12 protein-coding genes are annotated in these 20,146 nt (G+C 62.2%); 2 read left to right on the top strand and 10 right to left on the bottom strand.

Annotation, left to right across the window (positions count from 1 at the left end; all coding sequences use genetic code 11):
* Nucleotides 1-190: 190 nt before the first annotated feature.
* The 3 genes from AC3A6B_RS24635 to AC3A6B_RS24625 all read right to left on the bottom strand — a co-directional run bounded on the left by AC3A6B_RS24635 (nt 191) and on the right by AC3A6B_RS24625 (nt 3,941).
* A complete protein-coding gene (locus AC3A6B_RS24635) occupies nt 191-1,312 on the bottom strand; it encodes an FkbM family methyltransferase (protein WP_487839277.1) in 1,122 nt (373 codons plus the stop codon).
* Nucleotides 1,313-1,509: 197 nt separating this feature from the next.
* The gene (locus AC3A6B_RS24630; RefSeq protein ID WP_487839276.1) at nt 1,510-2,826 is read right to left on the bottom strand and encodes a methyltransferase domain-containing protein; all 1,317 of its coding nucleotides are present in this window, start codon (nt 2,824-2,826) and stop codon (nt 1,510-1,512) included.
* 59 nt (nt 2,827-2,885) lie between these two features.
* Nucleotides 2,886-3,941, bottom strand: coding sequence for an NUDIX domain-containing protein (locus AC3A6B_RS24625; RefSeq protein WP_487839275.1), 1,056 nt, complete (start codon nt 3,939-3,941; stop codon nt 2,886-2,888).
* A 297-nt stretch (nt 3,942-4,238) separates the two neighbouring features.
* Here AC3A6B_RS24625 and AC3A6B_RS24620 point away from each other — a divergent pair, with 297 nt between their 5' ends.
* Both AC3A6B_RS24620 and AC3A6B_RS24615 read left to right on the top strand, forming a co-directional pair.
* The gene (locus AC3A6B_RS24620) at nt 4,239-5,474 is read left to right on the top strand and encodes a class I SAM-dependent methyltransferase (protein WP_487839274.1); all 1,236 of its coding nucleotides are present in this window, start codon (nt 4,239-4,241) and stop codon (nt 5,472-5,474) included.
* A 26-nt stretch (nt 5,475-5,500) separates the two neighbouring features.
* A complete protein-coding gene (locus tag AC3A6B_RS24615; protein ID WP_487839273.1) occupies nt 5,501-6,880 on the top strand; it encodes an FkbM family methyltransferase in 1,380 nt (459 codons plus the stop codon).
* A gap of 57 nt (nt 6,881-6,937) precedes the next feature.
* Here AC3A6B_RS24615 and AC3A6B_RS24610 read toward each other — a convergent pair whose 3' ends face one another.
* The 7 genes from AC3A6B_RS24610 to AC3A6B_RS24580 all read right to left on the bottom strand — a co-directional run bounded on the left by AC3A6B_RS24610 (nt 6,938) and on the right by AC3A6B_RS24580 (nt 19,970).
* Nucleotides 6,938-8,071, bottom strand: a complete 1,134-nt coding sequence (locus AC3A6B_RS24610; RefSeq protein WP_487839272.1) for a glycosyltransferase — start codon at nt 8,069-8,071, stop codon at nt 6,938-6,940.
* Nucleotides 8,068-10,479: a glycosyltransferase gene (locus AC3A6B_RS24605; protein ID WP_487839271.1), complete on the bottom strand. Its 2,412-nt coding sequence runs from the start codon at nt 10,477-10,479 to the stop codon at nt 8,068-8,070. Before AC3A6B_RS24605 ends, AC3A6B_RS24610 begins: the two co-directional genes overlap by 4 nt.
* A gap of 90 nt (nt 10,480-10,569) precedes the next feature.
* Nucleotides 10,570-11,700, bottom strand: a complete 1,131-nt coding sequence (locus tag AC3A6B_RS24600; RefSeq protein ID WP_487839270.1) for a glycosyltransferase family 4 protein — start codon at nt 11,698-11,700, stop codon at nt 10,570-10,572.
* On the bottom strand, nt 11,697-13,937 hold the full coding sequence (locus tag AC3A6B_RS24595) for a glycosyltransferase (RefSeq protein WP_487839269.1): 2,241 nt from the start codon (nt 13,935-13,937) through the stop codon (nt 11,697-11,699). Before AC3A6B_RS24595 ends, AC3A6B_RS24600 begins: the two co-directional genes overlap by 4 nt.
* Nucleotides 13,934-14,779, bottom strand: coding sequence for a class I SAM-dependent methyltransferase (locus tag AC3A6B_RS24590; RefSeq protein WP_487839268.1), 846 nt, complete (start codon nt 14,777-14,779; stop codon nt 13,934-13,936). The genes AC3A6B_RS24595 and AC3A6B_RS24590 overlap by 4 nt, the downstream gene beginning before the upstream one ends.
* A gap of 155 nt (nt 14,780-14,934) precedes the next feature.
* The gene (gene gmd / locus AC3A6B_RS24585; protein ID WP_487839267.1) at nt 14,935-15,972 is read right to left on the bottom strand and encodes a GDP-mannose 4,6-dehydratase; all 1,038 of its coding nucleotides are present in this window, start codon (nt 15,970-15,972) and stop codon (nt 14,935-14,937) included.
* Nucleotides 15,969-19,970 carry a glycosyltransferase gene (locus tag AC3A6B_RS24580; RefSeq protein WP_487839266.1) on the bottom strand — a complete coding sequence of 1,334 codons (4,002 nt, stop codon included), beginning with the start codon at nt 19,968-19,970 and terminating at the stop codon, nt 15,969-15,971. Before AC3A6B_RS24580 ends, gmd begins: the two co-directional genes overlap by 4 nt.
* Nucleotides 19,971-20,146 lie beyond the last annotated feature (176 nt).

Here is a 20,146-nt window from a genome sequence, read left to right as displayed (position 1 = left end):
CTTTGAGATCGATCGGCGCGTGGATACCAAGCTGCTGATCAGCGTGGCGCCCGAAGGTCTATCTGGGCGCGTGCACTGAGCGAATGCAATAGCTTGAGCTGCGCGAGTGCCTAAGAAGGTCGCAATCTGAGTGTGAGACCGCCATGTCAGTTGGCTTGTTTCATGTGCTCGCGTCGAACTCGAGGCCAAGTCAGGGGCGCGCGTTGTCCTTTTGAATTTCCGTATCTGGCGGTTGAGCGGCGCTGGACGGGGCGAGAGTGTCCGAAGATCCGCTGATTCGGCGCTTTATCCCGCTCAAGATTCGCTTCTCCTTCACGGCTGAATGGAGGCGACGCAGCTGCGTTCTGATTCGACGCGCGGGGGCCGTGAGTCGCCAGGAAGTGCTTGCCATCACTGCCTCAAGATGCTGATCCATGTCGGCTGCTCTCGCTTCAGAGTGCGATAGCTGTTCCAGGAGGTCGGCATTGCGAGATTCGAGTTGTCGCATGTCGAGTTCGACTTGTTCGAGGCGGGCCAACTCCTGGTTGAGTCTTCCCTCCGCCTGCGCAAGTCTTTCATGCGCCTGCGCAAGTCTTTCATGCGCCTGAGCGTTGAGTTTCGCCGTCAGGTCGACACACCACGGACTCGAGGCACTGAGTTGGGCGCCATCGAACACGTTGGGCGGCGTTCGAAGGCTCTCGGCCAAATGCGCATGCTCCGAAGCCGTGTAGAAGCGGTTCAGGCCATCGAAGTACGCGAACTCGTAATCGGCCTCTATCAATAATTTGTCCGCGCCTTCGTAGGCGAGTTGCGGCGACATCGGAACTGTCGCCTCGATTAGGACGATCCAGGGTCGCAATGCTTGACTATCCCAACCCTGAAGAACCCTCTCCTCAAGTCCCTCGACGTCGATTTTCATCCAATGCACAGCCTTACCATTCAGTGACCCCAGGGCATCCTTTAGTGGCAGCATCGGGACGCTGACGACATTCGCGTTGAAGCCGTGCTGCACGCGATGGCTCTCCGCGTAGGCTTGGATGCCGGTGCTGAGCCCAGTGCCAGGAATAATGTTCAAGTCCAAGGTCCCTGTGGTATCCGACAGCGCCAGCTCGAAGACCATCTCGTCTGGCCTGTCCTGCCGCAGCAGTGCGGCGTACTCGGGGACGGGCTCCACGTGCACTCCACGCCAGCCTTTCTCGTAGAAGCCCTTGCTAACCGAGTCGAAAACCGGATGCTGCGCCCCGATATCGATATAAAGGCCGTTTTGCACGTGCTTGAGGGCGCGCCATAACATGACATCCTCGAAGTTCTGTGAGTAGGAGGTGAAAGTCATAGGTTCGAGAAGTTCTATTTACGCCTGGAATGCCCGAAGGTATGCGGCATGCTCGTCAAGGCGAGCATGGTGATGAGGCCGCATCCTTGCCTAGCGCCTGCGTCACCATTCTCACCAGGTTTCAATGGTGCCTGGTCTGAGCGATCTTCCGCACGAATGCAGACGCGCTTGCTCGGGTTCCCCCGATCTCCGGGAGGTCAAGCCTCATCCTGGGGTTGAGATAGATTTTGTGAGTTGGCGCGGGTGGTCGAAAATGTGTCGTCCAGATGTGAGAGCAGCGTCACGCCTCGCTTGCATTCGAAGTGAGTTTGGTTCAAGCCGAACACGCGATACTGAAGACCGAAGGTCGTGTCACAAAGCTCGAAATCGAGTTCGATCTTCGATCTTTGATTCGTCAGCTCACGTGCGCACAGCGTGCGTGAAACGAGTATGGCTTCGCGGCCGTCCATGATGTCCACGCTCAACATCGGCGCCGCTTCATCATCGGCTGAGTCAAGCAGTCGCAGATCGAACCCGACGGTGTAGCGGCCCCTCGGCAACGGCATGTAAGGACCGTACAGGAGCGCCCCCGGGACTCCCTGTGAACGCAACCAGCGTTCGCCGTCGATGGTCACCGGCAGGCCTACGTTCGTCTGCATCCTACCGACGCGGTCGGACCAAGCGACACGGAACGCCTTCTCCACGAGTGCCGCGACGCGCTCGCTGTCAGGTGCCTGGGCTGTCTTTCGAGCAACGATCCACCACGAGAAAGAGTGATCGGGCTCGGCGATCGCATCGCGGATGCGCCGATCCATCGGCCAGGGCTTGTTGGGCGACAATTGATCGAAGGGAAGCCGCGCACCCGTCTTGGGATCTGCACACAGCCATGTTCCCCGGACCGCCTCGACCTCGAAGCCCGCGGCCGCAATGAGTTCCGCCGCCTCTGCCGGCGTGAACTCGAGGATGTGTTCCGGATGGCTCCAGTTCTGCGCACTCGTGATTGATCGATTGGGACTGTCGACGGCGAGCACCCCGCCCGGCTTGAGCACGCGGTGACTCTCCGACAGGAATGCGCTGATGTCGTGGGGCCAGAGGTGCTCGATGTTCTGCCCGGAAAAGAGGATGTCGCCTACGCCGGTCGCGATCGACGACATGTCACCCGCCGTGTTGGCGATCCATTCGACGTTGTCGGGGAGGTCTGTCGGTTTGTGCGAGTAGTACTCGATGCCGATGTGCTTCTCGGGTGCGCACTTTTCCTGCACCCATTTGAAGTACCAGGTGTCGGCGCAGCCGACGCTGATGAAACAGGGCGCGCGCTGGGGAAGCCGGGCCAGCTCTTGCCCGCGCAAATGATGAAGTAGGTGACTGAAGTCTTTCTGTGCAACGTCGACGCGCGCCTTGGCGAAAGCCGCATCCAGCGGATCCACGGGCGGGGGCGGCTTCAGCGCCCGCCTCACCGTGGCCTGTAGGGAGACAGGCAAAGCACCGAAGAACGGTCTTGCGATCGATTTCGTCATCTTGCTGAGGCTCGTCATACCGTTCCCCGTCCCAAAACGCCCGATTTGAACATGCCCGATACGGCGCACCATACGCCTCAGCCCTGATCGATGTCGAGCGCCGGCAGCGGTAGGTTCGGCAGCTGCAATCCCAGAAAGTGATCGAGCATCTGGAAGTGGTCCTCCAGGAATTCGCCTTCCAGCGGCGGCAGTGCATCGATCGGCAGCCATTGGACTTCAGCGGCATCGTCGTCCGCACGGATCGCCGGCAGCGGGCGGTCTCCCAGATCGAAGAAGTGCACATGAGTAAGCGTTCGGCCCCTGCTGCTGCGGCCCGGCCGATCGAAAAGGGCCGTGCTTTTCAAGCAGGCGCGCAAGCTCGTCGATGGCACGTCGAGGTGCGTTTCCTCCTCGAGCTCGCGCTCGGCGGTTTGCCGCGCGGTTTCGCGCTCCTCCATGAAGCCGCCCGGCACGCCAATCAGGCCCTTGCCCGGTGCATGCGCGCGTCTGATAAGCAAGACATGATCACGGCATCTCACGACGCAATCCACCGTGAACAGTACCGGCGGATGCGGCGCGCAGGCCCAGGAGGACTTGTAGTCTCTGAGCATCTGCCATTCCGGCCGCAGTTGTTCCGATCCGCGTTTTGCCATCCAATCGCGCAGGAAGTCGACGGTGCTGGCTGGCAGAACGTCGGCAACGCGTACTAGCATTCGTTCGGGATCATCGGCGTCGGCACCAAACAGCGTGTCGAGCACCCGGGAGGCATCAACGCCGGCGACCGGCTCCACGCTGCGCCATCCCCAGTCCGGAAGCTCGGAAAGGCAGTCCTGCAATTCGCTTGTCAGTCGCCCGATCAGAGTGCGTGAACCCCTTGACCCGAGGACTGCATCGACGGTCTCGCGCAATGCTGCGGCCCACACTGTCTGTTTGTAACGGTCGCGCAGCGGTATGACATGTACCCGGGCGCGTTGTGCCGTCGGTACTGCCGCCCTGATCATTCGCGCGCATTCACGCCATGTGAACGGATGAGTCGCTGAGCGGGCCTGAAAGGCCGAACCAATCACCACCACGCAGTTCGGTGCGGTGTCCAGCGCCTGCAGCAGCGAGGCCCGATGGCCATTGTGAAATGGTTGGAAACTGCCGATCAGCACGGCGGCATCCGATGCTCCGGCACAGGGGGCATCAGATCCTTTGTCGATCAGACTGCCAGTAAGAGATGGACCCATTGAATCATTTTGTTTGCATGAGTACGTGGCCCAAGCTGATTTCGCGATACTGCTGGCCTAAAAAAACATCCAGTCACTCGCGCCGCCCGGCGTACGAGGTTTCTGCGTTTCGAACACCAGTAGGATAGCGACGTCGCGTCCCTGTCATCCTTGTTCCCCTTCGAATCCGGAACTGTGACAACACGATGCAATAATTTCGCATGCAAAGGACATCTCAAGCAAATGACTAAGAGCACCAAGCTCCAGCGTTGCCGCGTCAGCGGCAGTACCAATCTTGTTCCGGTGTTGAGCCTCGGTGAGCAGGCCTTGACCGGGGTCTTTCCCCGTTCGGCACAAGAGTCGGTCACCGCGGGGCCGCTTTCGCTGGTCTGGTGTCCGGAGTCCGGGTTGCTGCAACTGGACCATTCCTACGATCTGGGCGAGATGTATGGAGACAACTATGGCTATCGCTCCGGTCTCAACCAAAGCATGGTGCGGCATCTGACGCAGAAGATCCGGGAGCTCGAACGCTTCGCCGGACTCAAATCCGGAGACGCGGTCCTCGACATCGGTAGCAACGACGCCACTTCTCTGAAGGCCTATTCGATCCAGGACCTGGTTCGTACTGGCATCGACCCGACCGGCGTGAAGTTCGTTCAGTATTACACGGACGGCATTTCCCTCATCCCCGATTTCTTCTCTGCAAAGGCGTACTTTGCAGCCGGCGGAAAGCAGGCAAAGATCGTGACATCGATCGCAATGTTCTATGACCTGGAAGACCCAATCGATTTCGCGCGTCAGATCGAACAGGTCCTTGCCCCAGGCGGCGTCTGGCATTTCGAGCAGAGCTACATGCCATCGATGCTGCGCATGACCTCCTACGACACGGTTTGCCATGAGCATCTGGAATACTACTCACTGGGCGTAGTGCAACGCATCCTGGACGCTGCGGGCTTGAGAGCAGTCGACGTGAAGATGAACGCGGTGAATGGCGGAAGCTTCGCTGTTTCAGCCGTGCGCAAATCGGACAGCCGCCGTGGCGGCGAGGCGGTGATCGACTGGTTGCTCGAGCAAGAAGACGGCATGGGCCTCGATACGCCGAGGCCCTATCGCGATTTTGAGGAACGCGTTTTTCGTCATCGCAAGGACCTGATGCGGCTGCTGAAATCATTGGCTGCCGATGGGAAGAAAGTGCTTGGCTACGGTGCTTCGACCAAAGGCAACGTGGTCCTGCAGTTCTGCGGTGTGACCACCTCCGAATTGCCCGCCATTGCGGAGGTGAACCCGGACAAGTTCGGCGCCTACACGCCAGGAACCAACATTCCGATCATCAGCGAAGCTGAAGCTCGGGCCATGAAACCAGACTACTTCCTCGTGCTGCCCTGGCATTTCAAGGAAGGCATTCTCCAGCGTGAAGCGGAATTCCTGGCGAATGGCGGGCGCATGATCTTCCCGTTCCCGGAAGTGGAAATCGTCTGACGTGCGGCAACAGGAGGGATAAGGTCATGGGGTTCGTGTCTTATGCCCAGAACAACGAGGACGTTCTGCTGCACCGCGTGTTCGGGGGGCAGCAGACGGGCTTCTACGTGGACGTGGGTGCCTATCATCCAGTCCTGGGCTCGGTTACGAAGGCGTTCTATGACCTCGGCTGGAGCGGCATCAATATCGAACCCGGCCCCGTATTCGACGAACTGGCCGCGGCGCGTCCGCGCGACGTGAATCTGCGCATGGCCGCGCTCGACCATCGGGGCGAAGTCAGCTTCCGCCTGAACATCGAGGACCCCGGCATGTCGCAAGTGGCGAATGGTGACGACGACGAGGGCGTCGCTGTGCCCTGCGACACCCTCGAAGGCGTCGTGCACGCGCACGCTCACGGCCGCCCGATCGATTTCATCAAGATAGACGCCGAAGGCGCGGAGGAGGCGATCGTCCGCAGCACTGACTGGCGATCGCTGCGACCGCGCGTTCTCGTGATCGAGGCAACGCGCCCCTGGAGCAATGTCCTGTCCAACCAGCAATGGGAGCCCCTGCTTCTGGAGCAAGGCTATCTCCGTGCCTACTTCGACGGCATCAACTGCTTCTATGTGCCGGAGGAGGCTGCGCAGCAACTGATGCGCAGCTTCGAGACACCGGTCAATGTGCTTGACGGCGTTCTCCACAACAACGTGGTGCAGGCGCTGGCCTCACTCGAGACCGCCCGCGATCAGGTAGCCGCGTCGGAGAAGCGCGCGGGCGATCTTGGCGAGGCACTGGAGAGGCGCGCAGCCGAGCTCGAGGAGGCATTGCGCGAGAACCGCGAACTCAAGGGGGCACAGAAGGATTGGCTCGCCGAACGCGACGACTTGCTTGCCGAGAGGGACAGCTTCGCCGAAGCGAACGGCTCGCTGCGGCAACAATGCGACAACCTCCTGCGGGAGATCCAATCATTGCAGGTGAAAGTGGCTGCTCTGGAGAATCCCCAGCCTTCGATTGCGGCCGCTTCATCGATCGAGCCGATAGCCGGTTCGCAGCAGCCCCGCTCCAGCTTTGCGCGCCGTGTCGCGAAGAAGGTGTTTCGGATGGCCCGTCCGATTGCGAGGCCCATCGCCTGGCGCCTGCGCAGCTTCATGACCGCCGATCTGCTGGCGCGGATCGCCGACGTTCAGACAAAGCTCTCGTCGACGGCAGCGCTTGCGCCCTCCAACGCGGCCGCTCTGCAGCAGAGCTTGAACGAAGCGATCGGCGAGATGCGCCGTCTCGGAGGCGCATCGCAAGACTCGCTGGCGCTTGCAGAGGTGCGCCGACTTGCCGCCGAGATGGAGAAGATGCTGCTCACGCTGGCCATGGAGTCGGCCATGGCTCCGCGCACCACGGTGGCGGAGGAGTCCGCGCGCACCCCTCATTGACACAGGATCCGGGCGCGGGAGCGATTGATCGAGACCCCGCTGCCGACCTGCATCGTCTCACGCATTCCCAAGCCAGTCGGCGGTGGCGAGCGCGAAGTCGCGCCACGTCGCGAGCTTCATGTGCGCTGCCCCTCGCCAGGCTGTGGTCGCGGCTTCATCTTCACTCAGGCGCAATACGGCGTCCGCCAGCAGTTCCGCGTCTGCACGCTGCAGGCGAATCTGGCCGTCCGAAGGCAACGCCTCCAGGCTCGGCATGCTCGCGAGCGTGATCACCGGGATGCCCGCATGAAGGCTTTCGATCGGCGGCAGTCCGAAGCCGGCGAATTCGGGGATGTAGATCGTGGCTCGCGCCTTGCGCAACTGGTTCGCGACCTCTTCGTCGCTTGCCTGCGAAATCCATCGAAACTGCGGGTATCTCTTGGCGGGCTCCAGCCATGACAGACCGATGCCCTCGTAGGGGCTGCCGATCAGCGTCAAGGGCATGTCGTGGCCGGCAGCCCAGAGCCGGAGAAACGCGGCCACGATGACCTCTTGGTTCTTCCAGCCGTCCAACGATCCTAGCGCGACGAAAGGGCGCCGGTCTGCATCCCATTGTTGGCGCTCGAGGGGCAAGCCGTCCGCGCCGAGCGGAAGGATGATGCCCTCCGAGAAAGCCTGCCCGCGCATGACGCGCTGAATGTACTCGCGGCGCGTGCGCTCGCTGATGTGGGCGATGTGCGATACGGACTGCACAAGCCGCAAATAGTTCATCGCGGGAACCGCTGTGCGCATACCGACCTGCTCGGGTGCGAGAAAGGGCAGGAAATCATAGGCGAGCAAGGCGACCGTGCTTTTCCGGTTCGTGATCTGATCCTGGTAGTACAGGCAGCGCGCGGGGTCATAGAAAACCTCCGGAAGAAATCGAACGGCAGTCTTCGGAAGCGACGGCATGCCTTGCGCCTCGGACGCCGCGACAATCGCAGAGCTGAGCTCCGCGTGCGGGAGGCTGCGCGCCGCCTCGGTCCGGTCGCTCATCAACGCCACTGCGGCATCCGGCACTGCCACGAGCCCCCGTCCGTGCTCGAACCGCGCCACATGCAGCTCGGGGCTGTTGGAAGGCCAGGCGCGTAGGAGCTCTCGCACGACGCGCTGAACGCCGGTTCGAACAGGGTTCTGATACAGCTCGGTGCAGTCGAGGATGGCGGATCTCATCGGGCGAGCTCCGTGACTGCTTGGCGAGCCGGCACGTCAAGTTCCAGCACGTGACAGAGCCGCTGCGCATAGGTGGCGAAGCTCCGTTCCTGGCTGTAGGCCCTTCGGGTTTCTTCTCGCCGGCTGGCAGCCCCCGGCGTACGGGTTTGATCAAGAAGATCGGCAAGCGCCTCGGCGAGCAGCAACGGGCTGATGGCATCGCGAATCGTGCGTATGTATGCCTCCGGTACACCGACGCTTTCGGTGAGCGACTGGTTAGCGACCGCGGGCAGACCGGCGGCTGCACAGTCCAGTAATGCGCCGGACAAGCCTCCGAGACCGTAAGTCCGCAACTGAACGCCCAGATCGCTTCCAATCAGGTGATCACGATAGTCCTGCTCGGAGACATAGCCCTCCATGAAGCGGACATGTTCCTGGAGGCCAAGTCGCTGCACCAGCGCGTGCAATCCCGTTCCGCAGTCGGGCATGCCCTTCAGGTCGCCGACAAAGTGCAGCTTGCCACCGATGCCCCAGCGACGAAGGCTGTCCAACGCCCAGATGCATTCCTCGGGCGCTTTCGTCGTGTGGACGAAACCGAAAGTCGTGATGACAACGTCGTCTTTCGTCACGCCCATCCGCGCGCGCGCTTCGGCGCGGGCTTCGGGCGAAAGCTCTTCCGCATGCCATGGCCTGTAGATGCTGAATGGTATGTAGGCGGGCCTCATCCCGTACTTCTCGGCGCAGAGATCGACCGTTCGCGGCGAATGTACGATCATCGGCGCTGCGTTCGACGCGATGCCTCCGAGGAAGAGTGCTTTCAGCTTCCCTTCATCGCGCACCCATTCCTGCAGCTCGGTCTGCTCAACGGTTCGTCCCAGTTCCAGCTCGGCGATCGATCGGGCCCGATCCGGTCCTAGCAAGTGATAGAAGAAGCCGAGCATTCGCGCGTCGTGGGCGATGCACGCGCCTCCATAGCGCTGCAGGTGTTCGAAGATCCGCAAATGAAAGTGCGAGTTGCCGACAACACTGATCACGCGGTCGAAGCTGGGCATCAAATGCGGCAGCGCGGTCAGTGGGCGGATGCTGCTGACACCGGGTTGCGGGGTTGGAAACTCCGTTTCGGTGAACAGATGCAGATCGACCAGGCGACCAAGATCCGGACATGTGGCGGCACTGTAGTCGGCCACGCCCGAGCGAGACGGAGGCAAAGGCGTCAGCATCGCCACGCGCGGACGGCGGTTGCGTGACACGGCCGGCGCGGACAGCGTCCTCGGCGGGTCCAGCAACATATCCCAGAACCGTGCGGCGACCTCTTCGCCGCGAAAGCGCGGCCAGAGATCCTCTTGCCGCCGGATCTCTTCAGCGCGCCAGTGCGCATCCAAAGCAATGTCGTCAAGCGTCCTGGCAAGAGATTGATCGTCGTCCGGATCGAAGCGCAGCGCCGGATTGCTGATGAGTTCCCGGTGCGCCGGAATATCGGAGGCCAGGACCAGCGCGCCAGAGGCCATGCCCTCTATCACCGGCAGCGAGAATCCTTCGTCGCGAGAAGGCGAAACGACAGCCAATGCGTGTCGATACATGGCGAGAAGCTCGCTGTCCGACACTTGCCCAGGCACTTTGATCAAGTCGGCCCGTCCTCCGCTGGCGACGGCCAGCGCACGGAACTGTTCCGCATGCCACTCCGAGTAGTTGCCGCCGATCAATAGCGGAACTCCTCGGCCGTCCTGCATTCGTGCCGCGCTCGCATGCGCGCGGATCACGACTTCCGGGTTCTTGCGCGGATCGCCTCCGCCCACGACCAGAACGTGTCGTGCTTCTCCGGCAGCGGCATGCGCTTGCAGGAATAGCGGCGCGAGCGGACAGCCGGTAACGACGATCGAGCGCTCCGGCACGCCCACCTCGGCGCGAAGGTCGGCGGCAGCACTGTGCGAGATCGGGGCGAACAAATCGCACTGCGCCAGCCAGCGTATCGAGTCGGCATATCTCAACCGGTCTGCGCGGGTGGGGAGATAGCGTTCCGGATGACGGCGGGGAATGAAGTCGTAGACGATGGCTGCGCGCAGCAGGCGTGCGTTGGCATGAAGGCGCGCCGTGAAGTCGCACGCGTGCGTCATCGGAGAGAGCGAGACGAAAGCAGCCACCGAGGGGTGCTGGGTGCGGATCGCGCGTTCGGCCGCATAGGCATTGGAGACGACGTGGTCAAACAGCCCCCGTGCTTCATCGCTCAGCGACGGCAACTGCGGGTCGACCAACCCGATCAGGCGCAGCCCCGAGCTTTGGGGGGCATGCTTCAGCAACGTCAGTGCATGCCGACCGACGCCCCGATGGGCATAGTCAGGATCTTGCAGCGAGCGTGCGTCGAGAACGATGTCGCGCTGGGTCACCGATGTCGATCGCGGCGCACAGGTTTCTGAAGATAAGGCTTTCATGTTGTTCCGGCTGCGCAAAGCATCAGAATGCGGGGTCAGTGCCGCGATGTTCGTCGTTGTAGAACCCGTGTCACGACCTTCGTCATACCGCTAGTTCCTGCGGGCGAATGCATGGGAGACATTGTGCAAGAACGCGGGTGCGACGCTGGCAGGAGAAAACTGTTGTACGTGCTGCTGCGCGATGCGCACGTATGCGTCATAGCTATCGGGAGTCCCGTCCCCGCGCCATGCATCCGAGCGCACTGCTTCGATCTCGGACCGTAGCGCGCGCGCAAGTTGCTCGACATCGCCAGTGCGCACCAGCGTGGCGAGCTGGCCGGAAATATCGGGCGTATTGGAGTTCTCATAGGCGACGACGCGGCAGCCGCTCGCCACGGCCTCTACGATCGGTACGCAAAAGCCCTCGTGGTATGTGGGCAGCGCGAAGATGTCGGCTTCGCGAAGAGTGGCATGCTTGAGCTCGTCGGGTGCACTGCCGTGGATGCGGATCCGCAGCTTGGTGCCGAATCTCCGAGAGAGATCGTTGATCTGCCGTTGCATGGATGCGACCATCGTCGGATCCGAAAACGCCAAATTGCCGATGAAATCGAGCTGAACCGTGTTGTCGAGACTGCCATCGCGAGCAATCGCTTCGACCGCCGACAGCAGCTCGTGCGGTCCCTTGGCCTGGGTAAAGCGGCCGACGAAGGCGATCCGGACCACGCCGTCATTGAAACTCGGTTTATGCGCCGGCGCCTGAAGGGCCGAATGCACGGCAAGCGGGACCACCGACGCACGCGTCTTCAAGCCGCGCGACCTGAGCACCTCCAGATTGGTTCTGCTGTCGCAAATGACGTGATCCGCCCACCGGATGTTGTCGAGCTGCGCGAAGGACTTTTCGATCAACCATCGACTCTCCGGCGGCACCAGCGATGCGGGTGTAATGTTGTGGAAGACGACCACCTTGCGAGCCCGGTTCGGAATGATGGGGAACAGGTTGAACAGCGAATAGTAGATTCCGAAATGAAAGATGACGAGATCGCTGTCCAGAAAGTGTCTGCTGCGAACGATGTCCGAAATGCTGGTACATGCCGTGAACGGTAGCTCCTGATCGTCGCAGCTGAACGCGAAGAGGCGAATGTCCTCGTGCCCGGCCTGCCGCAGGAACGCGAACTCGTCCCGGATGGCATTGGATATCGCGTCGTTGCGAACGCAGACGCTGTTGACGTACGAAATCTTCATTCCGGTTCAGGTGACGCGTCATGGTTTCGCCGCGCGAGCCGATAGAGTTCGAGGCTGTCCTGCGCCATCCGCGATGCCGAGAAGTGCTCGGCGAAGCGAGCGCGACCCGCTTCACCGAGGCCTTGCCTCAACGATGGAGATTTCAGCAGCCGTAGAACCGCGTCTGAAAGTTGGTCAACGTCGCCCGGAGCAACCAGCAATCCACTCTCGTCGGCAGCGACGACTTCTGGCATGCCCCCGGCGTTGCAGCCAATCACCGGCTTGCCCACGCGCATCGCCTCCAGGAACACGAGGCCGAACGATTCGAAGCGACTCGGTGCGACGAAGATGTCGCAGGCAGCGTACGCCGCTTGGAGCGCTTCTTCGTCGAGATGGCCTTCGAAACGAACTTGGTTTTGCCAGGTCCTGCCTGCCTTACTGGCAAGGAACTCGTCCGCATAGGGCTTTCCGCTCGGCGAGGGCAAAGCCGCGTTACCCACGATCCTGAACACGGTAGAAGGTGCCATTTCGAGCACGCGTGGAATGGCCTCGAGCAGCACGTCGATGCCTTTGCGCGCTTCGAGTCGTCCCACGAAGAGCACGACAGGCACTTCGTTGGGCGAGACTGCGGCGACATTCGTCGGCGCCTTCATTCCGAGAGGCGCGACCTGTGTCCTACGGTCGTCGAATCGGAAGCCGTAGGCCTCTTCGATTTCGCGTCGGATCGCGTGACTGATGGCCCGGACGGCGTCCGATTCCTGCATCAGTCGTTTCTCAGTGCGCAGCAGCGGGCTGCCGTAGGTCGCCATCCAGTTGCCGTCTGCCCGTTGCGCGGGATGCGTGTCGAGCCAGAAATGCATCGTTGTCTGCAGACTGGTCACCAGCGGCCAGCGGCGATCGACAAGGTAGGCGATGCCTTCGCAATCCCATATCGGCGCTTCGATGACGTCGATATTGCGATGGGTCGCGATGCGCTCGGTCTCTGCGCGAGCGCTGGCGGACCAGTTCCAGATATCCTGCGGCAGCCCCGCTTCGGCGATCTCCGGCGGGCGATCGACATGTTGCGGAACGATGCGATGGACCCAGACGCCGTGCTCGAAGTCGACGCGGTTGATGTCGTTGCTTTGAGCGATAACATGAACAATGTTGCCGCGCGCTGCGTAGGCTTCGGCAAGATCGCGGGTGAAGGTCGCGATGCCACCGCTCTGCTCCGGCGGGAAACTCTTGGACACCAGCACCAGCGTGCATTCGTCGACGTTCTTGGTTGGCGTGAACTCTGCAAACTGCCCGAGCCACTTGTTGCGCTTTGCGTCGTCGATCATCGCGCCTGGACGCGGGCCTTCAAGGCCTCTACGCATACCGTCCACGATCGCGCGCTCGACATCCTTGTTGAAGGCTTCGACGTCGTCAGATGAGACGAGTTCGGCCGATAAGGCCCAGAGCATCTCCTTGCGATGATCTTCTACGAAGGTGGCTTGCTCCTGCAGGATTCGATCCATCGGATAGAACTGCCGGGCATGCTTGAGCATGTAGTAGATCTTGTTCTTGATGATCGGATAGCGAAAGCGAGCAACGCGGTTGTTGCCTCGGATGTTGCTCGGCGCGTACTTGTGATGAACAAATGCGTTGGGCAATTGCGCGATAAGGTATCCCGCATCCACGATCCGGGCGCAGACATCGGTTTCATCAAGGAAGTACTCGTACTCCTCATCGAAGCCGCCGATGCCCAGGAGTGCAGCAGTCCGAAAAGACGAGTTAGCCCCCAGCAGATGCGGAAAGCGAAGGCTGTTCGGATACGAAAGGTACGGCATCGGTTCCGGCGCAAACGGGTCCGCCGTGCCGAATCTGTCTACTACGCAGTATGTCGCCTGGAAGTCGTAGCCCGTGTGGTCGAAGACGAAGCCGCCGGCGCCTCCGACCTGAGGGTCATCGTAGGCAACTGCTAGTTGCTGTAGCCATTCCGGCTCGGGAATGGCATCGTCGTCGATGAACGCAATCAGTTCGCCGCGTGCCAAGCAGATCCCAATATTGCGCGATACGGACAAGTTCGCAACGGGGCATCTGGCAGATCGAATGTGCGTGCCCCAACTCGCAATGATGTCTTCGGAGTTGTCGGTTGAAGGCCCGTTGACAACAATCACCTCGAAATCGCCGTCATAGCGCAGCCACTTGAAGCTGTTAAGCGTGGCGTTGAGGCTCGCGCCTCGGTTGAGCGTATTAATGACGATGGAAAAGTCAGGGCTTCGTCTAATTCTCATGGATGGGCGAGCCTCTTCTCTGCAACGATTTCCAGCTCATAGCCGGTGCCGTTCTGGCGTCCTTCCGCGAGCACCTTGATGTTGACGAATCCCGCAGATTCAAGCAGTTGTGCCAGCAGCTTCGCCGTGAAGATGTTTCGTCTTGGATCGCTATCAGGCTGAGGAGCCCCGAAGATTGCATCGCGCAGATCTTCGGGCGAACGCTCTCCCGCCGCATATTGCCGAACCATTGCATCCATGTCGGAGACTATGGCCCGAAAGCGGCCGCCCGGTGCAAGCAATTGAAGGAAGCTCGGGAGAAGCGACCGCCGCAGGCGATCAGGAGCAAAGTGTTCGAGAAAGTGCGAGGAGAAAAACTCCTGAACCGTTCCTTCCTTGAAGGGGAGGTCGGCGACGTCCGTGACCACCGCGTCCACACCGGGGAATGGCTGCCGATCGACGTTGACGTAACCCGGAAGCGGAGAGCTGCCACATCCAAGGTTGACGCGCAGGCTCTCGGTTCCCCACGTGCCGACCGATGCAGCGCGCGGCGCAGCGACGAGGTCTTGGCCGCGGTTGAGTGCGTTGAGTGCACTGCGCAGCTGAGCAATGTCGAGCGTCAACTGGCGCAGGGTGCTCGGCGCCGTCCGCACGAAGCTGTTCTGTTCGGCATCGAGCCGCGACTGCCTGTGGTTGATCTCGGACAGCGTATCGAGCAACTGGGGCAGCTGATGCGTCACGAAGACGTTGTGACGGTGGTTCAGGTCGGGGAAGCGCACGAATGCGATGGCAATGCGCACCAAGCGCCCGATGACGGGCTTGGTGGAAAGATTTCGTGCGGCTCGCTTCAGGAATGGCTTCATGCTGAGTCACTGATATGGGCGCGGCTCTCGCGAGCGGCGGGAGGCTGTCGCTCGTGGCGCGAGCGAGCAAGCGGCAATGCTCCAACTGAAGGGTGCGACGTCCGGTCGTTCGGCGCTCGGGTGCTGCGCCGACGCGCGCAGCGCGGTCATAGCAGTCAGAACGAATGCCCTTCGGCGTTTCGACGCAGGTCAGCCTCGACCATCATCGTGCACAGCTGCTCGAGCGTCGTCGTCGGCTCCCAACCGAGCTTTTCCTTCGCGCGAGCCGGATTGCCGATCAGCAGATCCACTTCAGCCGGGCGATAGAACTTGGGATTTACTCGCACCAGCGTCTTGCCGGACTTGATGTCGATGCCCACCTCGTGCTGCTCGTCGCCCTCGAAGCGCAATTCGTAGCCGGCAGCCTTGAAGGCCATGTCCACAAACTCGCGGACCGTCTCTGTCCGATTGGTGGCGAGCACGAAACTGTCGGCTTCCTTGGCCTGCAGCATCAGCCACATGCCTTCAACGTATTCCTTGGCGTAGCCCCAATCGCGCTTGGCACCGAGGTTGCCGAGCTCCAGCACGTCGAGCTTGCCGAGCTTGATCTTGGCGACCGCATCGGTGATCTTGCGCGTGACGAACTCGCGGCCGCGCAGAGGGCTTTCGTGGTTGAACAGGATGCCGCTGCAACCGAAGATGCCGTAGCTCTCGCGGTAGTTGATCGTCATCCAATGCGCGAACAGCTTGGCCACGCCGTAGGGGCTGCGCGGGTAGAAGGGCGTGTCTTCCACTTGCGGGATGGCCTGTACCTTGCCGAACATCTCGGAGGTCGAGGCCTGGTAGAAGCGGATCTGCGGATTCGTTAGGCGAATGGCCTCGAGGAGATGCAGCGCACCCATGCCGGTGATCTGCGCGGTGGCGTCGGGCTGGTTGAAGCTCACGCCCACGAAGCTCTGCGCAGCAAGGTTGTAGACCTCGTCAGGCGCGGCTTCCTTCATCAGCGTCATCGAACTGCCGAGGTCCGTGAGGTCATACTCGATCAGATGAAGGTCGGGATTATCCTGGATGCCCAGTTCCTCGATGCGCCAGAAGTTTACCGAACTGGTCCGGCGATATGTCCCGTAGACTACGTAGCCCTTGCTGAGCAGCAGCTCCGCCAGATAGGCGCCGTCCTGGCCCGTGATCCCTGTGACTACAGCGCGTTTCTTCATGGAATATCCCTCTCGTTCCTGGTTGATTCGGTCTCGGCGCTCATCGCCTTCATGACCTTGGGGGTGACGTATTCTGCGGTATCGGCATGCCGCGATCCCTGCTCGGTCGCCGCGGACGGTTGGCGCGGCGCGGGGGCGGGGCAGGCGATGATCAGCTTGGACTTGAACTGATCGGCGCTTTGCCGCCAATCCAAAAAAGGCATTGCGTCGGACCGCGGATGCCGGCCTTGTCCAAAGACCGCGAGCCATTCGACGACGGCTGTTGCGAGCGCAATTGTATCGGCGTCAAAGTAGGCGGCATGGCCGCCGGCCACCTCCCTGAATACCGGGATGTCTGCCGCCAGAATGGGCAGCTTGTGAATAGCTGCCTCAATCAAGGGCAAGCCGAAGCCCTCGCCCTCGGACGCAGCCAGGAGGCAACTGGCCGTCGCATACAGGGTTGCGAGGTATTCGTCGCTCGCGGCAGGGATCCAGAACAGCCTCTTTCCGAGTTCGGGGTGCCGCCGCAGACGCGCCGCGATCGCATCCGCCATCCAGCCCTTCTTTCCGACGATGACGAGGTTGACTTGCGTCCCTTGGGCCCATAGACGCTCGAAGGCGTCGAGCGCGAGCACGTGGCCCTTGCGCGGCTCGAGCGTACCGACCATCAGGAAGGTCGGTGCGCCGGACATGGCGCGCCGTATCGCTTTCGCGTTGCGCGGCAGGCCCCTAGTGCTCTTCGACATGTTCAGGTCGGCGCCCAGATGGAAGGACCGAAGCCGGAACCCGGCGGCGACCCGGTCCGGCGCATGTGTCGCGAGCCACTGCGAAAGCTCCGAGGCGACGGACGCCGAGATGCAAAGGGCGCCATCGTTCTCGGCCACCGTTTGCAGCCATCGGGCATGGACCTCCGCCGCATCCTTCGGAAAGCGATGGCCGATCTGCAGCGGAAGCAGGTCGTAGACGACGAATTCGACGCGCACGCCGCGATGGCGAAGCGCCTTGTAGAAGGCGGCCTGCTGGGGGATCAGATGCGGTTGGAAGTCGAGACCGACAAAGATGTCGCCATGGCGCGCGTCGATATGGGCGTCATCCAGCGCATGGGCCGGGCAACCCATGAAGGCCAGCGTGAAACTACGCGCGTATTGGTAGCCCGGTTCGCCGTCGACCAATGCATAGACGGGCTCGATGCGGAAGCCGGCCGGTGGATCGGCCAGGAGCGCCTGCAAAAGGGATTTGACGACGCGCTGGATGCCGCTGCGCGAATCCCGCTGGACCAGCTCGGACACGTCGACGAAGAGCTGGCGCATCGGTATGGCCGTCGGCAGGGTGTCGGCAATGGCCTCCGCCAGATCCATCATCTCCCGCTCCAGAGCCGGGCCCTCCGGCAGTGGGTCGCTCGCTGCGATTGCGTGGAGCAATCCGTCTCGTCCGTATGGAGCAGCCGTGGCAAAGCGCTCGATCGCGTCTGTGTAGCGCTGTGCGCATGCCTCCGGCGAATGTCCGGACTGGACGGCCCGCTGCGCCCGAATGCCCAGGGAGCGTCGCGCCTCGGGATCGCGCCAAAGTTCCACAAGCGCACCTGCGAGCTGTTCAACCGCGAACTCGTCCGGCAACGTCCTTACCGCATCGTCCGGGAGGAAGGCCATGGACCCGTTGGCATTGACGATGGTCGCAACTTTGCGGCTCATCGAATCGAGCACCGTTGCCGAAGTCTCGCCGCGTGAGTGCGTTCTCAGCTGCACGGACAGGTCGGCCGCCGCCAGGTACCGGTGGAAGAGCTCGTCGCTGGCCCACCCCGTGATCGTGATGCGGGCGTGATCGCCATGCGCCTGCAGCCGGTCCGCGATCGTCTTGCCGTATTCGGCCCGGTCGTTGTCGCCCACGAACACGAGGCGGCAGTGTGGATCCCTCGAGAGAGGGGAGGCCAGCCAGGCGTCGATCAATTGATGGTTGAGCTTGGTCGGGCCCATCAGGCCGAAGGCGCATACCAGGAAGTCTTCGAGTCCCAGGCCGAGCTCCTTCCGCGCGAGCAGCCGCTCGCCCTCCACGTCGATCGGCGGGAGGCGCAGCAGCGGTATCAGCGCCCACTCCCGCGCCAGCGATGGCCCGTACCACTCCTCGGCAAGCGCCATGGAATGTGGCGAATGAACGATGACGCCTTGTGCCTGCACGAGAACGTCGAAGTTGCAGGGAAACTCGACCACGGCATCGGTGGCACCGACTGTTTGGAAGCGCCGTGCGACGGCCGCGTAGCCGTGCGATTCGTACAGCGCCTTCGTCCATTCGTAGGTGCCATGGCCGCGCGCCTCCTGGTGCGCGCGAACGCCGCTCAGGAAGAAGTCGTGCAGCACCACCGTGCCCGGAATCTCCGCCAGCAGCTCGAACATGTGTGCGTGGAATTCGGAGTTGCCGAAGTGGTACAGCACGCGATCGAAGTCTTGCGCATGGTCGCGGAACCACTCGACGCTGCGCAGCGGGAACGAAGCCGCCAGCACGGGGTCCCCGAGGCTGGTCAGGTCCGTGATGAGTTCGATCTCATAGTGCTGGGCCAAGGCCGGCAGCAGGTCTGCGCTGTAGTTGGCAATGCCGCTGCGATCAGGCGGCAGCGGCGATACATAGGCCAATCTCGGGCGTAGGCCGCGATGACCGGGCCGGGACGGCTCGCGCCGTGGCATGACGGCATGCAGCCGCTCGAAGCCTTCGATGGCGCGCCGAGCCGAGGATTCCCAGGAGAAGCGCTTGGCCTGCGTCAGGCCGTGCTCCACCAGCTGTGCGCGAAACGACTCGTCGGTCAGCGCCTGCACCATCTTGAGGGCAATGTCCTCGTCGCTGCGCGGATCGAACAGCGCATCGGCGCGGCCGATCACCTCGGGAAGGCTCGAGGTGTTCGCGCCGATGACCACGGCGCCGCAATGCATCGCCTCCAGCGCCGGCAGCCCGAAGCCTTCGTGCCACGATGGAAAGACGAAGAGGCGGCACAGGTTGTAGAGCGCGACGAGATCCTCTTCCGGGACGAAGCCGGTGACCACGAGGTCGCTTTCGGCGAGCCCACGCTCGCGCGCAAGCTTCAGCAGTGCGCTGCGGTCTTCAGCACGCGCGGCGCAGACGATGGCCAACTGGTGGCCAGCGCGCAGTTCGGCCGGAAGCAATGCGAAGGCGCGGATCAGTCCCTCGATGTTCTTGCGATGGTCGATGCCCCCCGTGTACATGACGAAGGGCTGGTGCAGGCCGTAGCGCGCTCGCAGTACCTGCTCGTGTTCCGCGGCGATCGCGATGCGCCGGAAATGGTCGTAGGCGGCGGTCGAGAGATTGATGCAGCGGTCCGGGTCGAGGCCCAGGTGCGCGATGCCTTCCTGCCGCGACGATTCGGAGATCGCGAACCACATGTCCGCCCTGCGAAGGGCGCCGATCTTTCGCATGTACCAGCTGCGCACGGCCGGGTTGTCGAGGTAGGGTCTCCGATTGATCAGCGGAATCAGGTCGAACAGCGTCGCCACGGTCGGAAGCGCCGCGAAGCTTCCGATGCTGGTGACGGCTGCATCGCTCAGGCCTTCGAAGAGACTCGAGACGTAGACCACGTCGGGTTTCAGGCTCGCCAGGAAGGCTTCGTATAGCTTTTCCCTGGCGCGGCTGCTGCCGGGGCTCGGCGTGCCCTCGAAAGGAGGCGGGTACCAGACCCGGATATTGCGTGCTTCGACCAGCCCCTCGAACTGCCGCTTGACGCTGTCGACGGCGTCCGCGAAGCGCCCGTTCAGCGCGAGAACGATCTCGTGCCCGCCCGGTCGGCGCGCAATGGCTTCGACCAGCGATGAAGCGTAGCGACCAATTCCACGATTTCGGCTTGATGGAGATTGCGCGCCCTGAAAATCGACAACGATGCGCATCAAGAAGACTTGTGGTGGTGCTGTGCGCGCTGGATACGGCGATAGACCAACTGCGCGGAAGGCGAAAGCGAGGTTGGAGAAGGCGCTGCAGATGCCCCACTTAACAGCGCGCGCAAGCGCGGCTTGAGCCAAGGCACGAGCACCGAGCCCGCCAGCGCCGTGCGCCGGAGCGCCGGCCGCTGTACCACGAGACGGGCGAGCCGATGCGCGGCCAGCTTGAGGCGGCGCTTGAGCCCGCTCGCGAGCCGCCCTTCCTTGACGGCCGCAAACAATCGCCCGGCGATCGCGCCCATCAGCGGTGGGATTCC

The organism is Variovorax sp. Soil_C_33 (assembly GCF_057656935.1).
The sequence above is the reverse complement of the archived record's forward strand: the minus strand, read 5'-3'. Positions and strand labels throughout refer to the sequence as shown.

Excerpts from the sequence above, each read along its gene's own strand:
- AC3A6B_RS24620 (WP_487839274.1), top strand. The coding sequence starts at position 4,239 with ATGACTAAGAGCACCAAGCTCCAGCGTTGCCGCGTCAGCGGCAGTACC.
- AC3A6B_RS24590 (WP_487839268.1), bottom strand. The coding sequence starts at position 14,779 with ATGAAGCCATTCCTGAAGCGAGCCGCACGAAATCTTTCCACCAAGCCC.
- AC3A6B_RS24635 (WP_487839277.1), bottom strand. The coding sequence starts at position 1,312 with ATGACTTTCACCTCCTACTCACAGAACTTCGAGGATGTCATGTTATGG.
- AC3A6B_RS24595 (WP_487839269.1), bottom strand. The coding sequence starts at position 13,937 with ATGAGAATTAGACGAAGCCCTGACTTTTCCATCGTCATTAATACGCTC.
- AC3A6B_RS24605 (WP_487839271.1), bottom strand. The coding sequence starts at position 10,479 with ATGAAAGCCTTATCTTCAGAAACCTGTGCGCCGCGATCGACATCGGTG.
- AC3A6B_RS24600 (WP_487839270.1), bottom strand. The coding sequence starts at position 11,700 with ATGAAGATTTCGTACGTCAACAGCGTCTGCGTTCGCAACGACGCGATA.
- AC3A6B_RS24615 (WP_487839273.1), top strand. The coding sequence starts at position 5,501 with ATGGGGTTCGTGTCTTATGCCCAGAACAACGAGGACGTTCTGCTGCAC.
- gmd (WP_487839267.1), bottom strand. The coding sequence starts at position 15,972 with ATGAAGAAACGCGCTGTAGTCACAGGGATCACGGGCCAGGACGGCGCC.
- AC3A6B_RS24610 (WP_487839272.1), bottom strand. The coding sequence starts at position 8,071 with ATGAGATCCGCCATCCTCGACTGCACCGAGCTGTATCAGAACCCTGTT.
- AC3A6B_RS24630 (WP_487839276.1), bottom strand. The coding sequence starts at position 2,826 with ATGACGAGCCTCAGCAAGATGACGAAATCGATCGCAAGACCGTTCTTC.